The organism is Psychrobacter sp. AntiMn-1, from assembly GCF_001854065.1.
In the GTDB taxonomy this organism is placed as follows: Bacteria; Pseudomonadota; Gammaproteobacteria; order Pseudomonadales; family Moraxellaceae; genus Psychrobacter; species Psychrobacter pacificensis.
Genome location: NZ_CP012969.1, coordinates 1,062,125 through 1,079,514 on the forward strand (window position 1 = coordinate 1,062,125; position 17,390 = coordinate 1,079,514).

General features: G+C 43.9%; 17 protein-coding genes and 1 other RNA gene. 8 read left to right on the forward strand and 10 right to left on the reverse strand.

Annotation, left to right across the window (positions count from 1 at the left end; genetic code table 11):
• Window positions 1–222: 222 nt before the first annotated feature.
• Window positions 223–1,887, reverse strand: coding sequence for a 2,3-bisphosphoglycerate-independent phosphoglycerate mutase (gene gpmI / locus AOT82_RS04355; protein ID WP_083328846.1), 1,665 nt, complete (start codon window positions 1,885–1,887; stop codon window positions 223–225).
• Between the two features lie 234 nt (window positions 1,888–2,121).
• Between gpmI and ssrS the strand changes: the two genes are divergently transcribed.
• Window positions 2,122–2,317, forward strand: a non-coding RNA gene (gene ssrS / locus AOT82_RS04360) — 6S RNA.
• 113 nt (window positions 2,318–2,430) lie between these two features.
• Here the strand turns inward: ssrS and AOT82_RS04365 are convergent.
• Window positions 2,431–3,051, reverse strand: coding sequence for an FxsA family protein (locus AOT82_RS04365; protein ID WP_071001967.1), 621 nt, complete (start codon window positions 3,049–3,051; stop codon window positions 2,431–2,433).
• A 153-nt stretch (window positions 3,052–3,204) separates the two neighbouring features.
• On the opposite strand from AOT82_RS04365, the gene ruvC reads away from it, so the two are divergent.
• Window positions 3,205–3,789 (forward strand): crossover junction endodeoxyribonuclease RuvC, encoded by a 585-nt coding sequence (ruvC, locus tag AOT82_RS04370; protein ID WP_071001968.1) that lies wholly within the window; start codon window positions 3,205–3,207, stop codon window positions 3,787–3,789.
• A gap of 142 nt (window positions 3,790–3,931) precedes the next feature.
• On the opposite strand, the gene AOT82_RS04375 is transcribed toward ruvC, so the two are convergent.
• From AOT82_RS04375 to AOT82_RS04390, 4 genes are all read right to left on the reverse strand, one after another.
• Complete coding sequence (locus tag AOT82_RS04375; protein WP_071001969.1) at window positions 3,932–4,870, reverse strand: META domain-containing protein; 939 nt, start codon at window positions 4,868–4,870, stop codon at window positions 3,932–3,934.
• A gap of 334 nt (window positions 4,871–5,204) precedes the next feature.
• The gene (locus tag AOT82_RS04380) at window positions 5,205–5,867 is read right to left on the reverse strand and encodes a glutathione S-transferase family protein (protein WP_071001970.1); all 663 of its coding nucleotides are present in this window, start codon (window positions 5,865–5,867) and stop codon (window positions 5,205–5,207) included.
• Between the two features lie 223 nt (window positions 5,868–6,090).
• Window positions 6,091–6,729: a peroxiredoxin gene (locus AOT82_RS04385; protein WP_071001971.1), complete on the reverse strand. Its 639-nt coding sequence runs from the start codon at window positions 6,727–6,729 to the stop codon at window positions 6,091–6,093.
• Between the two features lie 378 nt (window positions 6,730–7,107).
• Window positions 7,108–8,847, reverse strand: a complete 1,740-nt coding sequence (locus AOT82_RS04390) for a glutamine--tRNA ligase/YqeY domain fusion protein (RefSeq protein ID WP_071001972.1) — start codon at window positions 8,845–8,847, stop codon at window positions 7,108–7,110.
• A 314-nt stretch (window positions 8,848–9,161) separates the two neighbouring features.
• Between AOT82_RS04390 and AOT82_RS04395 the strand changes: the two genes are divergently transcribed.
• Both AOT82_RS04395 and AOT82_RS04400 read left to right on the forward strand, forming a co-directional pair.
• Window positions 9,162–9,677: a peptidylprolyl isomerase gene (locus tag AOT82_RS04395; protein ID WP_071001973.1), complete on the forward strand. Its 516-nt coding sequence runs from the start codon at window positions 9,162–9,164 to the stop codon at window positions 9,675–9,677.
• A 57-nt stretch (window positions 9,678–9,734) separates the two neighbouring features.
• Window positions 9,735–10,622, forward strand: coding sequence for a UDP-2,3-diacylglucosamine diphosphatase (locus tag AOT82_RS04400; protein ID WP_071001974.1), 888 nt, complete (start codon window positions 9,735–9,737; stop codon window positions 10,620–10,622).
• 103 nt (window positions 10,623–10,725) lie between these two features.
• Here AOT82_RS04400 and orn read toward each other — a convergent pair whose 3' ends face one another.
• Window positions 10,726–11,328 carry an oligoribonuclease gene (gene orn / locus AOT82_RS04405; RefSeq protein WP_071001975.1) on the reverse strand — a complete coding sequence of 201 codons (603 nt, stop codon included), beginning with the start codon at window positions 11,326–11,328 and terminating at the stop codon, window positions 10,726–10,728.
• A gap of 208 nt (window positions 11,329–11,536) precedes the next feature.
• Here orn and rsgA point away from each other — a divergent pair, with 208 nt between their 5' ends.
• The 4 genes from rsgA to secB all read left to right on the forward strand — a co-directional run bounded on the left by rsgA (window position 11,537) and on the right by secB (window position 14,452).
• Complete coding sequence (rsgA, locus tag AOT82_RS04410) at window positions 11,537–12,640, forward strand: ribosome small subunit-dependent GTPase A (RefSeq protein ID WP_071001976.1); 1,104 nt, start codon at window positions 11,537–11,539, stop codon at window positions 12,638–12,640.
• A gap of 163 nt (window positions 12,641–12,803) precedes the next feature.
• A complete protein-coding gene (locus tag AOT82_RS04415; protein ID WP_058025919.1) occupies window positions 12,804–13,259 on the forward strand; it encodes a rhodanese-like domain-containing protein in 456 nt (151 codons plus the stop codon).
• A gap of 298 nt (window positions 13,260–13,557) precedes the next feature.
• Window positions 13,558–13,821 carry a glutaredoxin 3 gene (gene grxC / locus AOT82_RS04420; RefSeq protein WP_058025920.1) on the forward strand — a complete coding sequence of 88 codons (264 nt, stop codon included), beginning with the start codon at window positions 13,558–13,560 and terminating at the stop codon, window positions 13,819–13,821.
• Window positions 13,822–13,999: 178 nt separating this feature from the next.
• The gene (secB, locus tag AOT82_RS04425; RefSeq protein ID WP_058025921.1) at window positions 14,000–14,452 is read left to right on the forward strand and encodes a protein-export chaperone SecB; all 453 of its coding nucleotides are present in this window, start codon (window positions 14,000–14,002) and stop codon (window positions 14,450–14,452) included.
• 243 nt (window positions 14,453–14,695) lie between these two features.
• Here the strand turns inward: secB and adk are convergent, their stop codons facing one another.
• The 3 genes from adk to AOT82_RS04440 form a co-directional block, all read right to left on the reverse strand.
• Window positions 14,696–15,352, reverse strand: coding sequence for an adenylate kinase (gene adk, locus AOT82_RS04430; protein ID WP_071001977.1), 657 nt, complete (start codon window positions 15,350–15,352; stop codon window positions 14,696–14,698).
• A 216-nt stretch (window positions 15,353–15,568) separates the two neighbouring features.
• Entirely contained in the window at window positions 15,569–16,849 is a 1,281-nt protein-coding gene (ccmI, locus tag AOT82_RS04435; RefSeq protein WP_071001978.1) for a c-type cytochrome biogenesis protein CcmI, read from the reverse strand.
• On the reverse strand, window positions 16,846–17,334 hold the full coding sequence (locus tag AOT82_RS04440; RefSeq protein ID WP_379542903.1) for a cytochrome c-type biogenesis protein: 489 nt from the start codon (window positions 17,332–17,334) through the stop codon (window positions 16,846–16,848). The genes ccmI and AOT82_RS04440 overlap by 4 nt, the downstream gene beginning before the upstream one ends.
• Window positions 17,335–17,390: the final 56 nt, after the last annotated feature.

The following is a 17,390-nucleotide window of genomic DNA, read 5'->3' on the forward strand; positions in this document are numbered from 1 at the left end:
TTTAAATAATAGAATGTATAAAGTTATTGTTATGTATTACCGTATAAGTTAACACCAAAGGCCTCTCTCAAACTAGGGCAGTTTTGCAACTCATCAAGCAAAATCCATCATAAAAAAAGGGAAAGGTAATAGCTACCCCTCCCTTTTCTAGTTTATATCATTCATCTAACAAGCCATGTCTTTACAGATTATCCGATGTACGGATAATCTGAGTCAACTGGCTTAAGATGCTGAAACCAATAAACTCTCACCAGTCATTTCGGTGGGTGCATCAACATTCATTAGTGCCAAAATAGTCGGTGCCACATCACTGAGCTTACCGCCACGACGTACCTGTAGTTTTTGTGTGCCTACGTAAATCAGCGGTACATGCTCTGTCGTATGCTGAGTATGTACTTGACCACTTTCGTAGTCTTGCATTTGCTCACAGTTACCGTGATCAGCTGTGATCAGCATATCGCCGCCAGCCGCTTTTACTGCCGACTCGACACGGCCTACACAGACATCCAACGCTTCGACCGCCTTTACCGCAGCATCGAAAACCCCTGTATGACCTACCATATCTCCATTGGCATAATTGACAACGAGCACATCATATTGGCCAGATTCAATCGCTTCTACTAATTTATCCGTCACTTCAGGCGCGCTCATCTCAGGCTTCAAATCATAAGTGGCAACATCTGGAGAAGGTACTAGGATACGCGTTTCGCCTTCATACTCTTCTTCACGGCCACCACTGAAGAAAAACGTCACATGCGCATACTTCTCAGTTTCCGCGATACGTAGCTGTGTTTTACCTTGATCCTGCAGATACTCTCCCAAGGTATTGGCCAAAGACGTTGGATAGTAAGCGATGCTGGTTTTTGGATTATCCGCCAATACATCAGAATACTTGGTCAACATCACAAAGGCGGCAAGTTTTGGCTGCTTTTGACGGGCAAAACCTGAAAACTCATGATCAGGTAAAACAAAGGCTTGGGCAAGCTCACGGGCACGGTCGGCACGGAAGTTCATAAATATCAGCGCATCATTGTCTTCGACGGTATAAGGCACCTCATCACGTCCGATGACAGTCGTCGGGCTGATAAATTCGTCAGTCTCACGTGCCTTATAAGCCGCTTGGACAGCACCGTCCGCACGTGTCGACAAGCGATCTGCCTTACCTTCAGTGATCAGCTCATAAGCTTTTTGTACGCGATCCCAGCGGTTATCGCGATCCATTGCATAGTAGCGACCAATAATGCTGGCAATCTGTACGCGCCCGCCTTCATAATGAGCATTCAATTTATCGATATAATCGCGCAAACGATTGATGTATTTATCTGCAGATTTAGGCGGGGTATCACGGCCGTCTAAGAAGCAATGGATAAAGACGTTTTTGGCACCATGAACCAATGCTGAATGACACATACCCTCGATATGGTCTTGATGTGAGTGAACACCGCCATCAGAGAGCAGACCCATAATATGTACGTTGCCGCCAAGCTCATTGGCCGCTTTTACTGCGTCAACCAATGCTTCGTTTTTGTAGAATTCGCGATTGGCAAGCTCATTTGAGATGCGAGTCGAGTCTTGATAAAGAACACGGCCAGCACCCAAATTCATGTGGCCAACTTCTGAGTTACCAAACTGACCATCTGGCAGACCCACATCTTCTCCTGAAGCAGAAATCAGTCCATGAGGGTATTTTTGGTAAATCCTATCTAGATTTGGCATATTTGCCGCAGCAATGGCGTTATCTTTATCTTCTTCACGATAACCAAAGCCGTCTAATATCATTAAGACATGCGGCGTTTTTTTATTCTGTGCGCCGTCTTCTTGCTTACTGCTGAGCTGCTGCGCCTGATTGTCGCCAATAGATTCTGATGCTTGCTGGGTACTGGTCATATATTACCGCTCCTCGAGTGAATGAACGCCTTCAATGCTATGTTAGGGTATGGAAAGCCCTATATATTAACACATATCTTAAAATAGCTGAAAAACTGACAATTTTTCACTAAAAAATGATGGGGTTTGTATCGTTATCAAAAGCTCAAAACCTACCACAGATACTAGGTAACAATACTGCGTATCAATCTGTAAATCCTACTTGCAATCATTCATCTCATTGGTTAAGATGAGTCTATTCTGAAGTGTTGGCTAGTAGATGTTTATTCCCTGAGCCGATAATGCTTTACCAGGATGTGGTACCTATCGTCTCATTGTGTATGCCTGCACCGCTTGCGGTGTATCAGGAAACCTGCAGAGAGGATGACGCATCCGCCCTGAACTTCACGGTTCATGGGTCACCATCTTACAGCGGCACTTCGGTTGTTTTATTCGGTTTGTAAATATGTTCTTTATAATTAATGTATTTACTGCCACCAAAAAGCCCCTTTCGTTATTAGCGAAAGGGGCTTTTTCTATGCCTAATGAATGACTAAATCATCGTTACTCGTCATTAGCAGATTTGGTAATTTTTTTCACATCTTTAGGGATGTTTTTGGCCGTACCATCAACAGTCGTATGCTGTTTAAATACGTCACCAAACGGGTTTTGCTGTTGCTGACCAAATGGATTTTGGTTATTCATACCGCCTACGCCACCGAATGGATTCTGACCACCCATTCCACCAAATGGATTTTGGCCGCCCATTTGACCACCCATCTGTTTTGCCATCATTTCCATCATTTTTTGCTGATTGTTCATGACATAGTTATTGGCAAAGTCCTTGAGTTTCTTTTGTACTGGTGGCAAGATCACGAGTAGTGCGAGCACATCACTCAACACACCTGGAATAAGTAGCAAGATACCCGCGACTGCCATGGCTATGCTCTTAATCATGGTAGACTCTGGTGGACGCATTGCAGGATTCATCATACCACCTGCTTTCATCTGCTGAGCCATTGGATTCAAAGAAGCCATACCTTTACGCACAAGAGAAATACCGATCACTGCTGCGACAATAAACCACATGAATACCCACCAGCCGCTCATGAATTGAGCAAGCAAATACCACAGTAGCATCTCGATAATAAACCAAACGATGGCTATACCAACTATCTGACCCATAAAGTGTCGTCCTATAAAATAAAAACCAATAAATTGAGCGCCATGCAAATTAAAATGGCTAACATATGATGTATATGGGGATTGGTTGCTATACTATCAAACTTACGGCTGATTTTTAAGCCATAAAACAAAATGTAAGCAAGACGGAATACTATGGCAATTATTATCGGGATCGACCCAGGGTCACGCATGACGGGTTATGGAATAGTCCAGCAGACGGGTGATAAGCTCACTTATATCGATGCAGGCACGATTCGCACAGATACCAAAGAGATGCCTGAACGCCTTAAGCGTATTTTTAATGGATTGACCCGCATTACGCAGCATCATTTAAAATACGCTGACGAGCCTATCTATACGGCGATTGAACAAGTCTTTATGGCAGAAAACCCTGATTCTGCACTCAAGCTTGGGCAAGCACGAGGCGCGGCTATTGCAGCGATGGTCGCCTTGGATTTAGAAGTGTCAGAGTATACTGCTCGGCAGATCAAACAAGCGGTGTGCGGCTATGGTGCTGCTGCTAAAGAGCAAGTGCAGGAGATGGTTTGCCGCATACTACAGTTAGAAGTCGTACCACAGCAGGATGCAGCCGATGGTCTTGCCTGTGCTATTTGTCATGCGCACTCAAGCCATTCTATGAATAAAATACTACTTAATAGCTCTATGCGAGGACGCGGTGGCTCTAAGAAAAAAGGTCGTTGGCGTTTGACCGAAGAAGATTTGGGTAACTTGCGTTAAAGATAGGCGTTAAAGCAGACAAGCTTTAAAACCAATAGGCATTAAAATAGTGAGACAATAAAAAAACACGCTATTCGATGCGTGTTTTTTTATGAGTACCAGCACTGTCACTTTATCATTTGCAAGACGAAATTATAGCGGACTACTCTACAACTGCACTTTCAATGACAGCATCGAGTACATATGCATACTTTTCATCATCATTATCATTTTCTGTTGTCTCATCTGACTCTATTAATTCGTTAGTCTCTAATCGGTAGCGCTGCAATCTTAGTACTTCTTCGTGCATACCGTCATGCTGGTATCCATCTATTTCTCCCGCAAATACTCTCCACTTCCCTTCACGAACTTTGACACCTTGGTCGTTGTAAGTGACGGGCCTAACTTGGAGACACTGCTTTTCACCATTCATATCACAATTGACTTCTTTGGCATTCACTGCCCAAAATACCGTCTCGCCCTTACTATTGTATTTCGCTTGAGGTGTGAGTTTGCCACTCCATACCAAAGTGACATTATCGTTGGTAAACTGAGTCAATACTGGGCTGTCACCTTGCTCTATTTTTAACTCACTATTTCCTAGCATCAATGCATACAATTTATTTTCTGCCATATCAAGATCGCTACAAGACATTTTGGTGCTCATTCCTTCCTCGATACTCAATGTATGTCCTTGCAGCTGATAAGCAGCGCTTATTGTATTACAACCGACACTATAGATAAGTGTTTCTGGATTAAATACCAGAGTCCCCTGACCATCGATATCTGTAAGCTCACTTATAGGCTGCTCATTGGCATCCGTTGCCCTAACCAAGCTCCAACGATGACGAGACAAAGTATTCATCAGCTTTTCTTCGGGAGTAAATGTCGTCGAGCCAGATTCAGTAGTTGCTGAGTTGGTATCCGAGGCCCTATCCTCAATCGCTAGTGAGTCTATTTTTTCACCGGTATTGGAGATACCTGATCCTTCATTGTCGTGAGCCGTGTTTTCTTTTTGACAAGCGCCTAGTATGAGGCTCACCGCCACAATACTTGGCAATAAAAACGTTGTCAGTGCTGATTTTTTGGCTCTACCTACCATATTACGAACCTCTTAGTAAGCGTATATCAATTTTCTCGATTACTTATTTCTATATACTTTCTGGTCTTGCATGTTTTGAAAAAACATTTAATTAACTGTTCTGGAATATCGTTATTATAATCACGTTAAATTAACCACTATAGACCGAGCATTATTAGCTTATGTAATAAAATGTTGATTTTTATTATGTTTGAAATTCTTTTATTACTCTGCTATCTAATGTCGTTAATTTCATGGACAAAAAAAGGATAGCTAATACATATTAGCTATCCCCGATATTATCTTTAATGAGCAAGCATCTAAAAACAATAGAACTTGCGATGTATCTCTTTATCTAATCATTGATTTCCGCAGGCTTAGCTTTAGCCATGTTTTTGATACTAAAGCGCTCGTTCATCATTTGATAAAAACGGGCTAGGTTTTTGCCTTGCTCATTCGGATCAACTTTGAGCACTTTACCAAAATCTAAGCCCAAATATAGCACGATATCTGCAAAGCTTAGCTGCTCACCCACCAGATACTCACGACCTTCTAGGATTGTCTCAAAATACTCCATGGCTTTGACAGCACGGGCAATTGATGGCGCAACAAATTCTGGCACTTGTTCAACACGCTGGGCTTTAGACGGATGACTGTGCTGAAACGCTAGCATTAAATTATACATCACCTCAAACTCAGCAATACGGCGCATCGAGCACACTTGGGCACGCTGTATCACGTCATTGCCCATAACAGAACGCTCACCATAGACGCGATCCAGATACTCGCAGACTGCTTGTGAGTCATTGAGCACGGTGCCATCGTCTAGTGTTAAGACAGGCACTGTCTGCATCGGATTTATTTTGGTAAATTCGTCTGACATCTGCTCATTTTTGGCAAAATCAATATCAATCACATCAATGTCATCCATATCATCAACATCAATCCCTTTTGATGCCAATAAAATAAGGGCTTTGCGCGGGTTGGGTGCTATACGGGTGACGTATAATTTTTTCATGATGAACTCCTTGTAAGAATGATTGAATAGAAATTTAGCGCTGATACGCCTTATTATGATGGTGGCACTAATGAGCACCCTATCTATTGATACTCCATACCATAGTTATAGCCTACTCTGACCGTCATGGCAAAGGCTTATTACTCATGAGGTAAAAATAGCAAAAGCCCCATAACTTTAAGTCACGGGGCTTTATTTAATCATATTTATGCAACCAGTCCAGTTATTTATTAGGGGCTGGGGTCGTACGTAGGTACGGCTTGATTTCTTTATGACCTTTTGGGTATTTGGCAGCAATATCTTCGTTTTTGACACTTGGTGGAATGATTACGTCATCACCGTCCTTCCAATCTACAGGCGTCGCGATGTTATATTCATCCGATAGTTGTAGCGCATCAATAACACGGATAATTTCATCGAAGTTACGACCACAGCTGGCCGGATACGTCAGTGTTAGACGCACCTTTTTATTTGGATCAATGATAAACACGCTGCGAACTGTCGCGGTGTTATCAGCATTTGGGTGAATCATATCATACAAATCCGCAACCGTGCGATCAGAGTCTGCAATGATAGGGAATTTCACCGCAGCGCCTTGTGTCTCTTCGATGTCGCTGACCCAGCCTTTGTGATCTTCTAAGCCGTCCACTGACAAAGCAATCGGCTTGACATTGCGTTTTTGGAACTCACCGCCCAATGCAGCGGTGCGGCCAAGCTCAGTAGTACAAACTGGCGTATAGTCGGCAGGATGCGAAAACAATACCACCCAGCTATCACCCGCCCAATCATAAAAATTAATATCACCCTCTGTGGTGCTTGCATCAAAGTTTGGTGCGGTGTCGCCTAAACGTAAATGTGCCATACTAAATTCCTTATTTATATGAATGATGAGCGCTGAGCTTACTGTCTTATGCGCACTATTATTATAAACCGATTATTGCAATGTGCGAGACGGTTTGATCATTTGCTTATCCCGTCTAGTGCATCAATAAAACTCACTTTATAGTACCAAACTGGTTATGAATGTCTTGTGAAGGATTGTAATGCGTTTATTCCATTTATCACTAAATAAACCAGTATATAGGTAGCATAGCGCATTAAACTACCATGCCTGTATCCCACAAGCAAAGTTCATAAAAAACCCACCCCTAGCGCACTAGAGATGGGTGAGTATAAAAGAACAATGATTTGACATAATAATTTGACGTTAAGCCCTAAGGGCAAGCTCAAAGGCTATGCATTAAGCTGGCTTATAACTATCGCGCAAGCTAACGATTTGGTTAAAGACTGGCTTATCCGTGCTATGATCTTCACTATCGGTGATAAAGTACCCTTCACGCTCAAACTGGAAACGCGTACCAGCATCAGCATGGGCTAAAGATGGCTCAACGACAGCATCCAGCTCAGTGAGCGAGTCCGGGTTTAGTGCTTGATGGACATCAGCGACGCCACTTGGGTCTTCAGCACTGAATAGCTGCTCATACATGCGCACGGTCGCTGGTACACCTTGACTGGCTGATACCCAATGAATCACCCCTTTCACCTTACGGCCTTCAGGATTGTTGCCTAGCGTTGCGGGATCAATTGTCGCTTTTAACTCAACAACATTGCCATTTTCATCAGTGATATGCTCAGTGACGGCTAGCACGTAAGTGTTACGCAAACGAATCTCTGGCTTTTCTGGAGACAGACGCTTGTAGCCTGCTGGCGGTTCAATCTCGTAATCACCTTGATCGATATACAAAGTCTCGGTAAACGGAATCTCACGCTCACCCATATCGACGTTAGGATGGTTCGGCTGCGTCAACCAAAGGGTCTGCGTGGCATCGTCAAAACGCGCATTAACACTATCGGCTTTTTGCGACTCCCAGCTACTAACCGCCTCGCTAAAGTTAGTAATCGTCACTTTTAATGGCTTTAGTACCGCCATGCCGCGACCAGTAGTCGTCTCTAACGATTGACGAACGCTAAACTCTAGTAAACGGAAATCAACCACGCTATCGGCTTTGGTCACGCCCACACGCTCACAAAAGTCACGCAAGCCCGCTGGCGTATAACCACGGCGGCGCATACCAGCGATAGTCGGCATACGGGGATCGTCCCAACCACTCACGATACCTTCATCAACGAGCTGCTTAAGCTTACGCTTACTGGTCAATGTATGATCCACATTTAAGCGGCTAAACTCGTACTGATGCGGCGGCACGTCAAAGCCGATCTTGGCGATGACCCAATCATAGAATGGACGATGGTCTTCAAACTCAAGCGTACATAGTGAATGGGTAATACCTTCGAGCGCATCAGAGAGTGGATGCGCAAAGTCATACATTGGATAAATGCACCATTTATCACCAGTCTGATGATGAGATTGGTGCATCACACGGTAAATGACAGGGTCACGCAGGTTCATATTTGGGCTTGCCATATCGATCTTGGCGCGCAATACCGCCTTACCTTCAGCGTACTTACCGTCTTTCATATCATTGAACAGCGCTAGGTTTTCCTCGACACTAGCATCACGCTGCGGAGATGGCGTTCCCGCTTCATTGAATGAACCACGGTTGTCGCGAATCTGCTCAGGCGTTTGCAAATCGACATAGGCATCGCCTTGCTCAATCAACTGTATTGCCCATGCATGTAGCTGATCAAAATAACTTGACGCGTGATACGCCTCGCCTGCCCACTCAAAACCGAGCCACTTCACATCATTTTCGATATTGTCAATATAATCTTGTTTTTCTGCAGTTGGGTTGGTGTCATCAAAACGCAGGTTACACACCCCGCCGAACTCTTTGGCCACACCAAAGTTTAGGCAGATAGATTTTACGTGACCTAAGTGCAAGTAGCCATTTGGCTCAGGCGGAAAACGTGTGACAATTTGCTGGTATCTTTGCGCATTGACATCGTCACGAATGATATTACGAATAAAGTCGTTTTTTACTTCGTCTTTTTGTGCATTGTTGCTTGAGTGCTCACTCATCGGATATTGCTCCTAACGCAAATTGTCAATTTGTGATACGTGCCATCACGCATCACAAAACGTTCAAAATAAATTATTAAAATAAATTGGGATATAAAAACTCAGATAACGCGTCCGCATTATCACAATTTGTCAAAGCTGATCAAAAATGGCTAAAGTTGCGTTATTCTATCAGCTTTTGCAAACGCATTAACAGCCTGATACATGACACGGGATAAAAAAGCCGTTAGACTACCCGTAACTTTTTAACAACCAACTTTTAACCACCACTTGACAGCGTCATTTAAGGCGCTGCAATCAAAAAGGAATATCCCATGGTAGACATGCCACCAGTAGTAGAACTTGACACCAATATGGGTGCGATCGTTATCGAACTCAACGAAGAAAAAGCGCCAAAGACCGTAGAAAACTTTTTGAACTACGTAAAATCTGGTCAGTATGACGGTACGATTTTCCATCGCATTATTGATGGTTTCATGATTCAAGGCGGCGGAATGGACGCTGAGATGAACGAAAAACCAACCAACGCGCCTATCGAAAATGAAGCGGACAATGGTTTAAAAAACGACAAAGGTACTATCGCCATGGCGCGTACCCAAGATCCACATTCAGCAACTAGCCAATTCTTCATCAACGTAAAAGACAATGATTTCCTAAACCACACTGGCAAAAACATGCAAGGTTGGGGTTACACTGTATTTGGTAAAGTCACCAGCGGTATGGATGTGATCGAAAAAATGAAAGGCGTCCCAACTGGTCGTTTCGGTATGCATGCTGATGTGCCAAAAGAGCCAGTTGTGATCAACTCTGCGACCATCGTTTCTCAGTAGGTCGTGATAAGTAAGTGTTACTGATAGTCTGACAATAGACGACAAGGATTATGATAAATGCAAACGTTTAATCATCTGATAACGACCCGCCCTCATCAAGTGCGGCAAGTATTGATTAGCGATTTGCATTTATCGCCTCAGGAGCCTGCCTTAGTGCAGGCTTTTTTGGCGCTGCTCGATGACTGTCTTGCTCTGCCCGCGCTCAAACGCCTCTTTATATTGGGCGACTGGTTTGAGGTATGGCTGGGTGATGATATGTATTTATCCCTATTAAAAGAAAAAAGGTCAGAAGACGAGCAAATGGCGCATTGGCTAACCCCATTGATTGCAAAGCTAAAACAGCTACGTATCAATGGCTGTGAAATATTAGTCATGCACGGCAACCGTGATTTTTTGTTAGGACAGCCGTTTTGCAATCTGTTCGGTGGTGAGCTGATAAGCGAGCCGTATACTTTGACTGTTGGTCAACAGAGTTACCGTTTAGAGCACGGTGACGCACTCTGTACCGATGATAAGAAATATCAACTCTTTCGTAAAATTATGCGCAACCGCCTAACTCAGTGGTATCTGCTTAATAAGTCGTTAGAGAAACGCTTAGCCATCGCAGACAACATGCGCAAAAAAAGCCAGCAGAACAATGCTACTAAAGCGGCTTATATCATGGATGTGAATGATGAGGCCGTACGTCAAGCCATTACTGACAGCGATGCTTTATTGCACGGACATACGCATCGTCCAGATATTCATCACATCACCGCTGATAAAAAACGCTACGTGCTTGGTGATTGGCGCTTGCTAGATAAAGACACTCGCCAGCCGAAAGTAAGCGCTGTGATTGGGGTAGTGACAGATGACCAGCATTTAGATGACCGTTTGAATAGTAATAATTTAAGCAGTGATGATGCTGAGTTTGGATTATTTGAGTTTGAATTTTTTATTCGCTGAATGGCGTTTTAGACAACGCATCTAAACAATATTTCTTCGATATAAAAAGGGTCTGTTGATCGTTCAACAGACCCTTTTTACCTTTACTACAATCTTGAACTGCTTATCGCTCGCTATTTAAATCCATCAATTTAAAGAAATGCTGACGATAATGCTTTAGCTCACGAATAGAGTCGCGAATATCGTCTAAGGCCAAATGACTGCCCCCTTTTTCAAAGTTCTTTAGAATATCAGGACGCCAGCGGAAACACAGCTCTTTAATTGACGATACATCAAGGTTGCGATAATGAAAGAAGCGCTCAAGCTCTGGCATTTGGCGCGCCATAAAGCGGCGATCTTGACAAATAGAGTTGCCACACATTGGCGATTTGCCACTATCGACCCATTTACTCAGAAACTTGATGGTTTCAGCTTCCGCTTCCGCCAATGTCACCGTGCTACGACGCACACGGTCGACCAATCCTGACTGACCATGTTGCTTGGTATTCCAGTCATCCATCTTATTTAAGACTTGATCCGATACCTTGATCGCAAACACAGGCCCTTCAGCAAGCACATTCAAATCTTCGTCAGTCACGACAGTGGCAATCTCGATAATCTCATCGTTTAAGGTATCAAGTCCGGTCATTTCTAAATCAATCCACACCAGCCCTTTTTTGCCTTGATTTTTGATCTTGATTTTATTGGGATGGTCGGCGGTAGTCATAAAATATCCTATGGTCAATAATGTTTGGAGCAAGTTTTTATATAAAAAGTGCCGTTTTATCTACGGTGACAAGATGAGGACATGGGATTTAACAGTGCCAAATCAGCCCTGATATTACAAAACCACTATCTGCCACGGACGCTTTAGGCTGTATGTTAGCAAATTTTCACGCTACACTTAGCAATATTTTTATAATAGGTTAAAACCCATGGCATTAATCCGGCAACGCAAACTGACCAAACAACAGATTCGTCGCATCGACAAACAGCAATTGTTAAGTCAAGACAGCATCGATGACAGCTTGATGGATGGCGTGGTCATGGCGCATTACGGTAAGCAACTAGAAGTACAGGTAACAAGTCTACCTGCAGTGATACCTGAGCAGCCAGAGATTGCGCCTGATGATCCAGAGCCATTTTGGCAAGCGCTTGAGCTCGGCGATATTTGGCGCTGCCATGTACGCACTAACTTGCCGATGCTAGCCGCTGGTGACCAAGTGCGTTGGAGTGCCGACTCCAACACAGGCTTTGGCCGTATCGAAGCCGTCAAACCGCGTACGTCATTGGTCTCTCGCCCTGACCGTTATCATAAGCTCAAACCTGTTGCCGCCAATGTTGATATTCTGGCCATCGTCTTTGCGCCATTGCCTGCCGCCGCTCCTACTTTGATCGATCGCTATCTGGTCGTCTGCCATCACGCGGGCGTCAAACCACTGCTCGTCCTCAACAAAGCCGATCTGTTGGCACAAGAAAACGGCGTCGATACGAGTGAATTATTGGCACAATATGCTGCGCTCGGTTATGAGAGCGTCCTGACGTCGGTCGATTGCCCTGAAAATATCGCCGAAAGTGACGAGCAAGAAGGCCTCGATGAGCTAAAACGCTACATAGATAAAAAGCTGGTCATCTTTGCAGGGCAGTCTGGTGTTGGCAAAAGCAGCCTTATTAACGCCCTACTTCCCGAGTCTGGTCAAAGCGTCAATATCATCTCACAAAACTCTAAGCTTGGTCAGCATACGACAACGACAAGCCGATTGTTACCATTTAACCCCGAGGATTTGACGCAAGGTGGTATCGTCGATACACCAGGTATTCGCGAGTATGGCATTTGGCACCTCACACCTGACGATATCATCTCAGGCTTTATTGAGCTGGCACCACTAGCTGGCAGTTGCCAATTCCGTGACTGTCGTCACACCCATAACAGCAAAGGCTGCGCGCTGTGGCAAGCCGTGGCTGACGGTACCGTATTACAGCGCCGCGTTGAAAATCTCGTGACGCTACGAGAGGAAGCTGATACTAAGCCTTATTAAGCCCAATTAACGTCATTTCAAAGGCAAAATGATAGATTGATTATTGACCGTGTCATCGCCCGTTTACTATAGATGACCTTATCGGTATAATAGCGCCTTGTTCACTATCATTGGGCTGGCTTTTCTCAGCTCAATAGAACACCTATTTTTTTGGAGGTATGGTTTGGATCGTGCGCTGGAATTTGTGGGCAACCACCCGTTTTTATTTGGTATATTAGCCGTACTTGCTATCCTGTTTTTTACCATTGAAAACAAACGTAGCGGTAGAAAAATATCGCCCAACACCCTTGGCATGATGGTCAACTCTCAAAACGCGCAGCTGATCGATATTCGCGCCAAGAAGAAGTTTGAATCAGGCTATATTCAAGGCAGCCGCAACATCCCGTTCACTGATCTCAAAGAGCGCTTAGCAGAGATTCGTGCGATTGAGCAGCCAGTGATTATTATCTGCGATATGGGTGTGCAAGCAGGCGCTGCGATTCAGATGATTGGTAAAGACAGTGTTTATCGCTTAGAGGGCGGTATTGGCGGCTGGCAAGGCGCTGGTATGCCATTGGTTGGTGTAAAAGACGCTAAATCAAAAAACAAAGCTAAGACCAAGCCTAGTTTAAGCAAATAATAGATTGGCTAAAATATAGCTTCTGACTAAAAAAAGCATCCGATTAACGATAGCAAAATAAAAAGACACCTTAGCAATAGGTGTCTTTTTTTATATCCTGTTTATACTGCTACTGAGGGTTTTAAACTAAGACGGCTTGAATTTGTCATGCTCATCCCCACTGTAGTAATGAGCACAGTTGAATACATGTGCACTTTACTCATTGATAACAGATTCTATCAATACTTAGACTATGATAATTTATCAGGCTATCTATAATAAGTTTGTTATCTCATAAATTTATAAATAAGGATTTACCATGACTGTATCTGTTAAAGTTTATACGACCCCTATCTGCCCATACTGCTCAAACGCCAAACAACTACTAAAAACCAAAGGCGTTGATTACGAAGAAATCAGCATGCATGACATGAGTAGTGAAGATCGTCAAGCGCTGATGAAAAAAACCAATAACTATCGCACTGTGCCACAAATTTTCGTTGGTGAAACCTTTGTAGGTGGCTTTGATGAGCTCAACCAAATGAACCAGCAAGGCAAACTTGACGAGCTATTAGCGGGTTAATCTGCTACCTTGCTTTACTGTCTGTCTTTATTGGTTTGAAGATGGACAGTGGCAGACTCAAAAGCCATAGTGAGACGTAACCATAAAAAACATCGAGATTTGATCTTGGTTTATATTACAATGCTTTTTTAAAATCGTAGTTTGACCCATTATTTGATTTAATTTTAGAGGATTTATCATGGCTGAAGAACAAGCACAACCACAATTGGCACTAGAGCGTATCTATGTAAAAGATATGTCACTTGAAGTACCAGGCGCAAGCGTATTCACCAAAGAGTGGAACCCAGAGCTTGATATCAATTTGTCTAGCAATGCTGAAAAATTAGATGACGATCATTACCAAATCGTCCTAACCGTTAGCGTCACGGCAAAAAATGCTGAAGAAGCGGCATTTATCGCTGAAGTACATCAAGCAGGTATCTTCTTGTTAAAAGACATCCCAGAAGATCAAATCGGTCAAATCTTGGGTGCATACTGCCCTAACGTGCTGTTTCCATATGCCCGTGAAGTCATCAGCGACATTGTAACGCGCGGTAGCTTCCCGCAATTGCTACTAGCCCCTGTCAACTTTGATCAAGCGTACGCGCAAAGCCAGCAACAAGCACAAGTTGATGCCCAAGGTAATGCGTAAGGGATACTTGAAGGTATATGAGCCTATTGCGTCATATATTTTGATGAGAAAACCGTTTACTTATAATGAGTAAGCGGTTTTTTTGTGGGTGATTTTCAATCATGAGTCAGCAATATGCTGAATGCTTTTTATAGAAGATAAAATTATCCAATATATAAATATTAGCCATAAAAAAACCCTGCTATTAAACAGGGTCTTCAACGACCACATCGACTGGCTAAATTAATTAGCTAAAATCGAACATTAGCCTTTTAACGCAGACAAAATCTGCTGCTTAACCTCTTCGATATCTTGCGTGCCATCAAACTTATCGTAGTTTGGTGAATCTGCGCCCTCGGCGGCTTTTTCTTGATAAAAACCAACCAATGCAGAGGTTTGCTCATGGTAAGTCGACAGACGGTCGCGAATGGTCGCTTCTTGATCGTCTTCACGCTGGATAAGTGCTTCGCCCGTTACGTCATCTATGCCCTCAACCTTTGGTGGGTTGTGCTGCACATGATATACACGGCCTGAACCTGGATGTTGACGACGACCAGACAGACGATTAACGATCTCATCATCGGGCACACTAATCTCTACCACGTGATCGATGGCAACATCAGCATCGGCAAGGGCTTGCGCTTGAGGAATCGTACGTGGAAAACCATCAAAGATACACCCGTTGGCACAATCAGGCTTTGCAATACGCTCTTTTACGAGATTGATAATGAGGTCATCAGAAACCAGACCACCAGCATTCATGATATCTTTGGCTTTTTTGCCAAGCTCGCTGCCTTCTTTGATAGCAGCACGTAGCATGTCACCCGTCGATATCTGCGGAATATCATATTCCTGAGAAATAAACTGGGCTTGAGTACCTTTACCGGCGCCTGGTGGACCTAGCAAAATAATACGCATCATTACACGACTCTCCTGAATTCAATGTGATTTTGGGATTACTACAACTTAGGGATTAACTGATTGCCAAGACACCTTACCTTGTGACCTGACAAACCTCAAGTTTTTTTCTAATTAGGGTCATAAGTTGCCATGACTTATCTTTCCATATAACACTGTTAAGCCTTTTGTAGTCAACAGCATTTATATGAAAAATACTTACAATAACCAGCCATAATACTAGGGGATTTGTTGATTGATTTCTACATTGGCCTGATTTTGGTCGGCACGAATCACAACAGGATTACCTGATAAGTCTCCTGACTCTGCGATAGCTGTGCCGCTGTGACTAATACGCGCAATAACAGCCAACTCAACCTTATCAGAACGGGCTGATCTTAGGGTACGCTCTGGCATCATCGCATCAATATCGCTTAGGCTAATAGTAGCCTCGCCCTGCTTAATCGCACTAATTGGCAAACGCTTGGCAGCAAATGGCGGGCCACCATTCACATCACGAATCGCCACAAACAGCACGTCATCGGCTTTGATCAATGGCAGTAGGCTTGAATTAATCTTGACGGTCACCTCAATGCCCTCAGACGCTTGTTGCTGCTGCATGGTCACATTGGCACTGAGCTCATCTAGACTGGATAGCGCCTGCGTATGGTCGCCTGGTTTAGCTGAGATACTGTCACGCAAGCGTTTGATCCAACCTTGTGCTTGATCAAAGTTATTTGCTCGCGCCTCACCCATGGCCATGAGCATTTGCGCGCCTTCATGCTGTGGGTTTTTGGCCAATACAGTTTCTAGCACTCGGCGACTATTTTCGTCTAGCTGACCCTTATTAGCAAAGAAATTAATCTGCGCGTAAGTAATCGCAATCTCTTCATTATCAGGTGACAAACGATAAGCACGTGATAAGGCCTCTAGTGCTGAATCGGTCGCCTCTAATGATAAGAACAACTCTGATAGGCGCATCCAACGATTGTAATCGTACGCATGGCGATAGACGTTGGTCTGCATGGCACTAATCAGCTGATTGCCATCTTCAATCGCCCAAGCAGGTGGCTGGTCAATCTTGCCAGTTAATAAGTCATCCGCCACTTGACCTACTTTGTCTTCGCTTGCCCAAAGCTCAAAAACAGGCGTGCGATCTCCAACCATCAAGTACGCCATGGCAGACAGCACAGGTACCCAAAAGACAATGATCAATCGGCTTTTGATACCAGGCGTGACCATAGGTGCGACTTCACGCTGAGCATCCAAAAGCTGGCGTTCAAGCTCAAGTTTTTGGTTTTGATAGTGATGCTCATCAATGATGCCACTGTCTTTATCTGTTTTCAGCTCTGCTAAGCGCTCACGAAATACAGCAACGTTGATACCTAATAGCTGATTGTCCAAAGGCTTACTATGCGTACGCGGTGCTCTCAACCATGGTTTGATAGCTATAACAGCAAGCAATAAGGCGGTCAGTAAGCTCAGCGCAATAAATAAGCCAACCGTAGAAAATATGGTCATTTTTTGCCCCCAAGGCTTGTAATATCGTGAACGTCTTTATTATCAGCACGTGACAATAAGCGCTCAAGCTCCGCTTTTTCGGCAACAGATAGCGCCTCAGCGGTATTATCTGCTGTCATGCCGCTTGCACCACTGGCAACAAGCTGACGTCGTTTACTTTGCCAAAACCAACCTACTAACAAGATGATGAGCAATAATGGTGGGAAAAACCATAAGATCCATGTTGAAGGACGCACTGGTGGCTTATAGCTGATAAAGTCGCCATAACGTTCCTGCATATAGGCACGAATCTCACCATCGCTACGACCATCTTTGACCAAATCGTAGGTTTTTTGCTTTAAGTCTTGGGCAATTGGGGCATCAGAGCCTGCTAGGTTTTGGTTCTGGCATTTTGGACAGCGCAGCTCTTCGATAAGACCACGATACTGTGCCTCTTGCTGTACAGAGTCAAAATCATAGACATCAATAGCAGCAAAACTGGCCATACTGAATAGACAAGCGATAAGCAAGCTTGCTAACTTTATCGTAACGGATTTTATTT

Excerpts from the sequence above, each read along its gene's own strand:
- gpmI (WP_083328846.1), bottom strand. The coding sequence starts at position 1,887 with ATGACCAGTACCCAGCAAGCATCAGAATCTATTGGCGACAATCAGGCG.
- AOT82_RS04365 (WP_071001967.1), bottom strand. The coding sequence starts at position 3,051 with ATGGGTCAGATAGTTGGTATAGCCATCGTTTGGTTTATTATCGAGATG.
- ruvC (WP_071001968.1), top strand. The coding sequence starts at position 3,205 with ATGGCAATTATTATCGGGATCGACCCAGGGTCACGCATGACGGGTTAT.
- AOT82_RS04375 (WP_071001969.1), bottom strand. The coding sequence starts at position 4,870 with ATGGTAGGTAGAGCCAAAAAATCAGCACTGACAACGTTTTTATTGCCA.
- AOT82_RS04380 (WP_071001970.1), bottom strand. The coding sequence starts at position 5,867 with ATGAAAAAATTATACGTCACCCGTATAGCACCCAACCCGCGCAAAGCC.
- AOT82_RS04385 (WP_071001971.1), bottom strand. The coding sequence starts at position 6,729 with ATGGCACATTTACGTTTAGGCGACACCGCACCAAACTTTGATGCAAGC.
- AOT82_RS04390 (WP_071001972.1), bottom strand. The coding sequence starts at position 8,847 with ATGAGTGAGCACTCAAGCAACAATGCACAAAAAGACGAAGTAAAAAAC.
- AOT82_RS04395 (WP_071001973.1), top strand. The coding sequence starts at position 9,162 with ATGGTAGACATGCCACCAGTAGTAGAACTTGACACCAATATGGGTGCG.
- AOT82_RS04400 (WP_071001974.1), top strand. The coding sequence starts at position 9,735 with ATGCAAACGTTTAATCATCTGATAACGACCCGCCCTCATCAAGTGCGG.
- orn (WP_071001975.1), bottom strand. The coding sequence starts at position 11,328 with ATGACTACCGCCGACCATCCCAATAAAATCAAGATCAAAAATCAAGGC.
- rsgA (WP_071001976.1), top strand. The coding sequence starts at position 11,537 with ATGGCATTAATCCGGCAACGCAAACTGACCAAACAACAGATTCGTCGC.
- grxC (WP_058025920.1), top strand. The coding sequence starts at position 13,558 with ATGACTGTATCTGTTAAAGTTTATACGACCCCTATCTGCCCATACTGC.
- secB (WP_058025921.1), top strand. The coding sequence starts at position 14,000 with ATGGCTGAAGAACAAGCACAACCACAATTGGCACTAGAGCGTATCTAT.
- adk (WP_071001977.1), bottom strand. The coding sequence starts at position 15,352 with ATGATGCGTATTATTTTGCTAGGTCCACCAGGCGCCGGTAAAGGTACT.
- ccmI (WP_071001978.1), bottom strand. The coding sequence starts at position 16,849 with ATGACCATATTTTCTACGGTTGGCTTATTTATTGCGCTGAGCTTACTG.
- AOT82_RS04440 (WP_379542903.1), bottom strand. The coding sequence starts at position 17,334 with ATGGCCAGTTTTGCTGCTATTGATGTCTATGATTTTGACTCTGTACAG.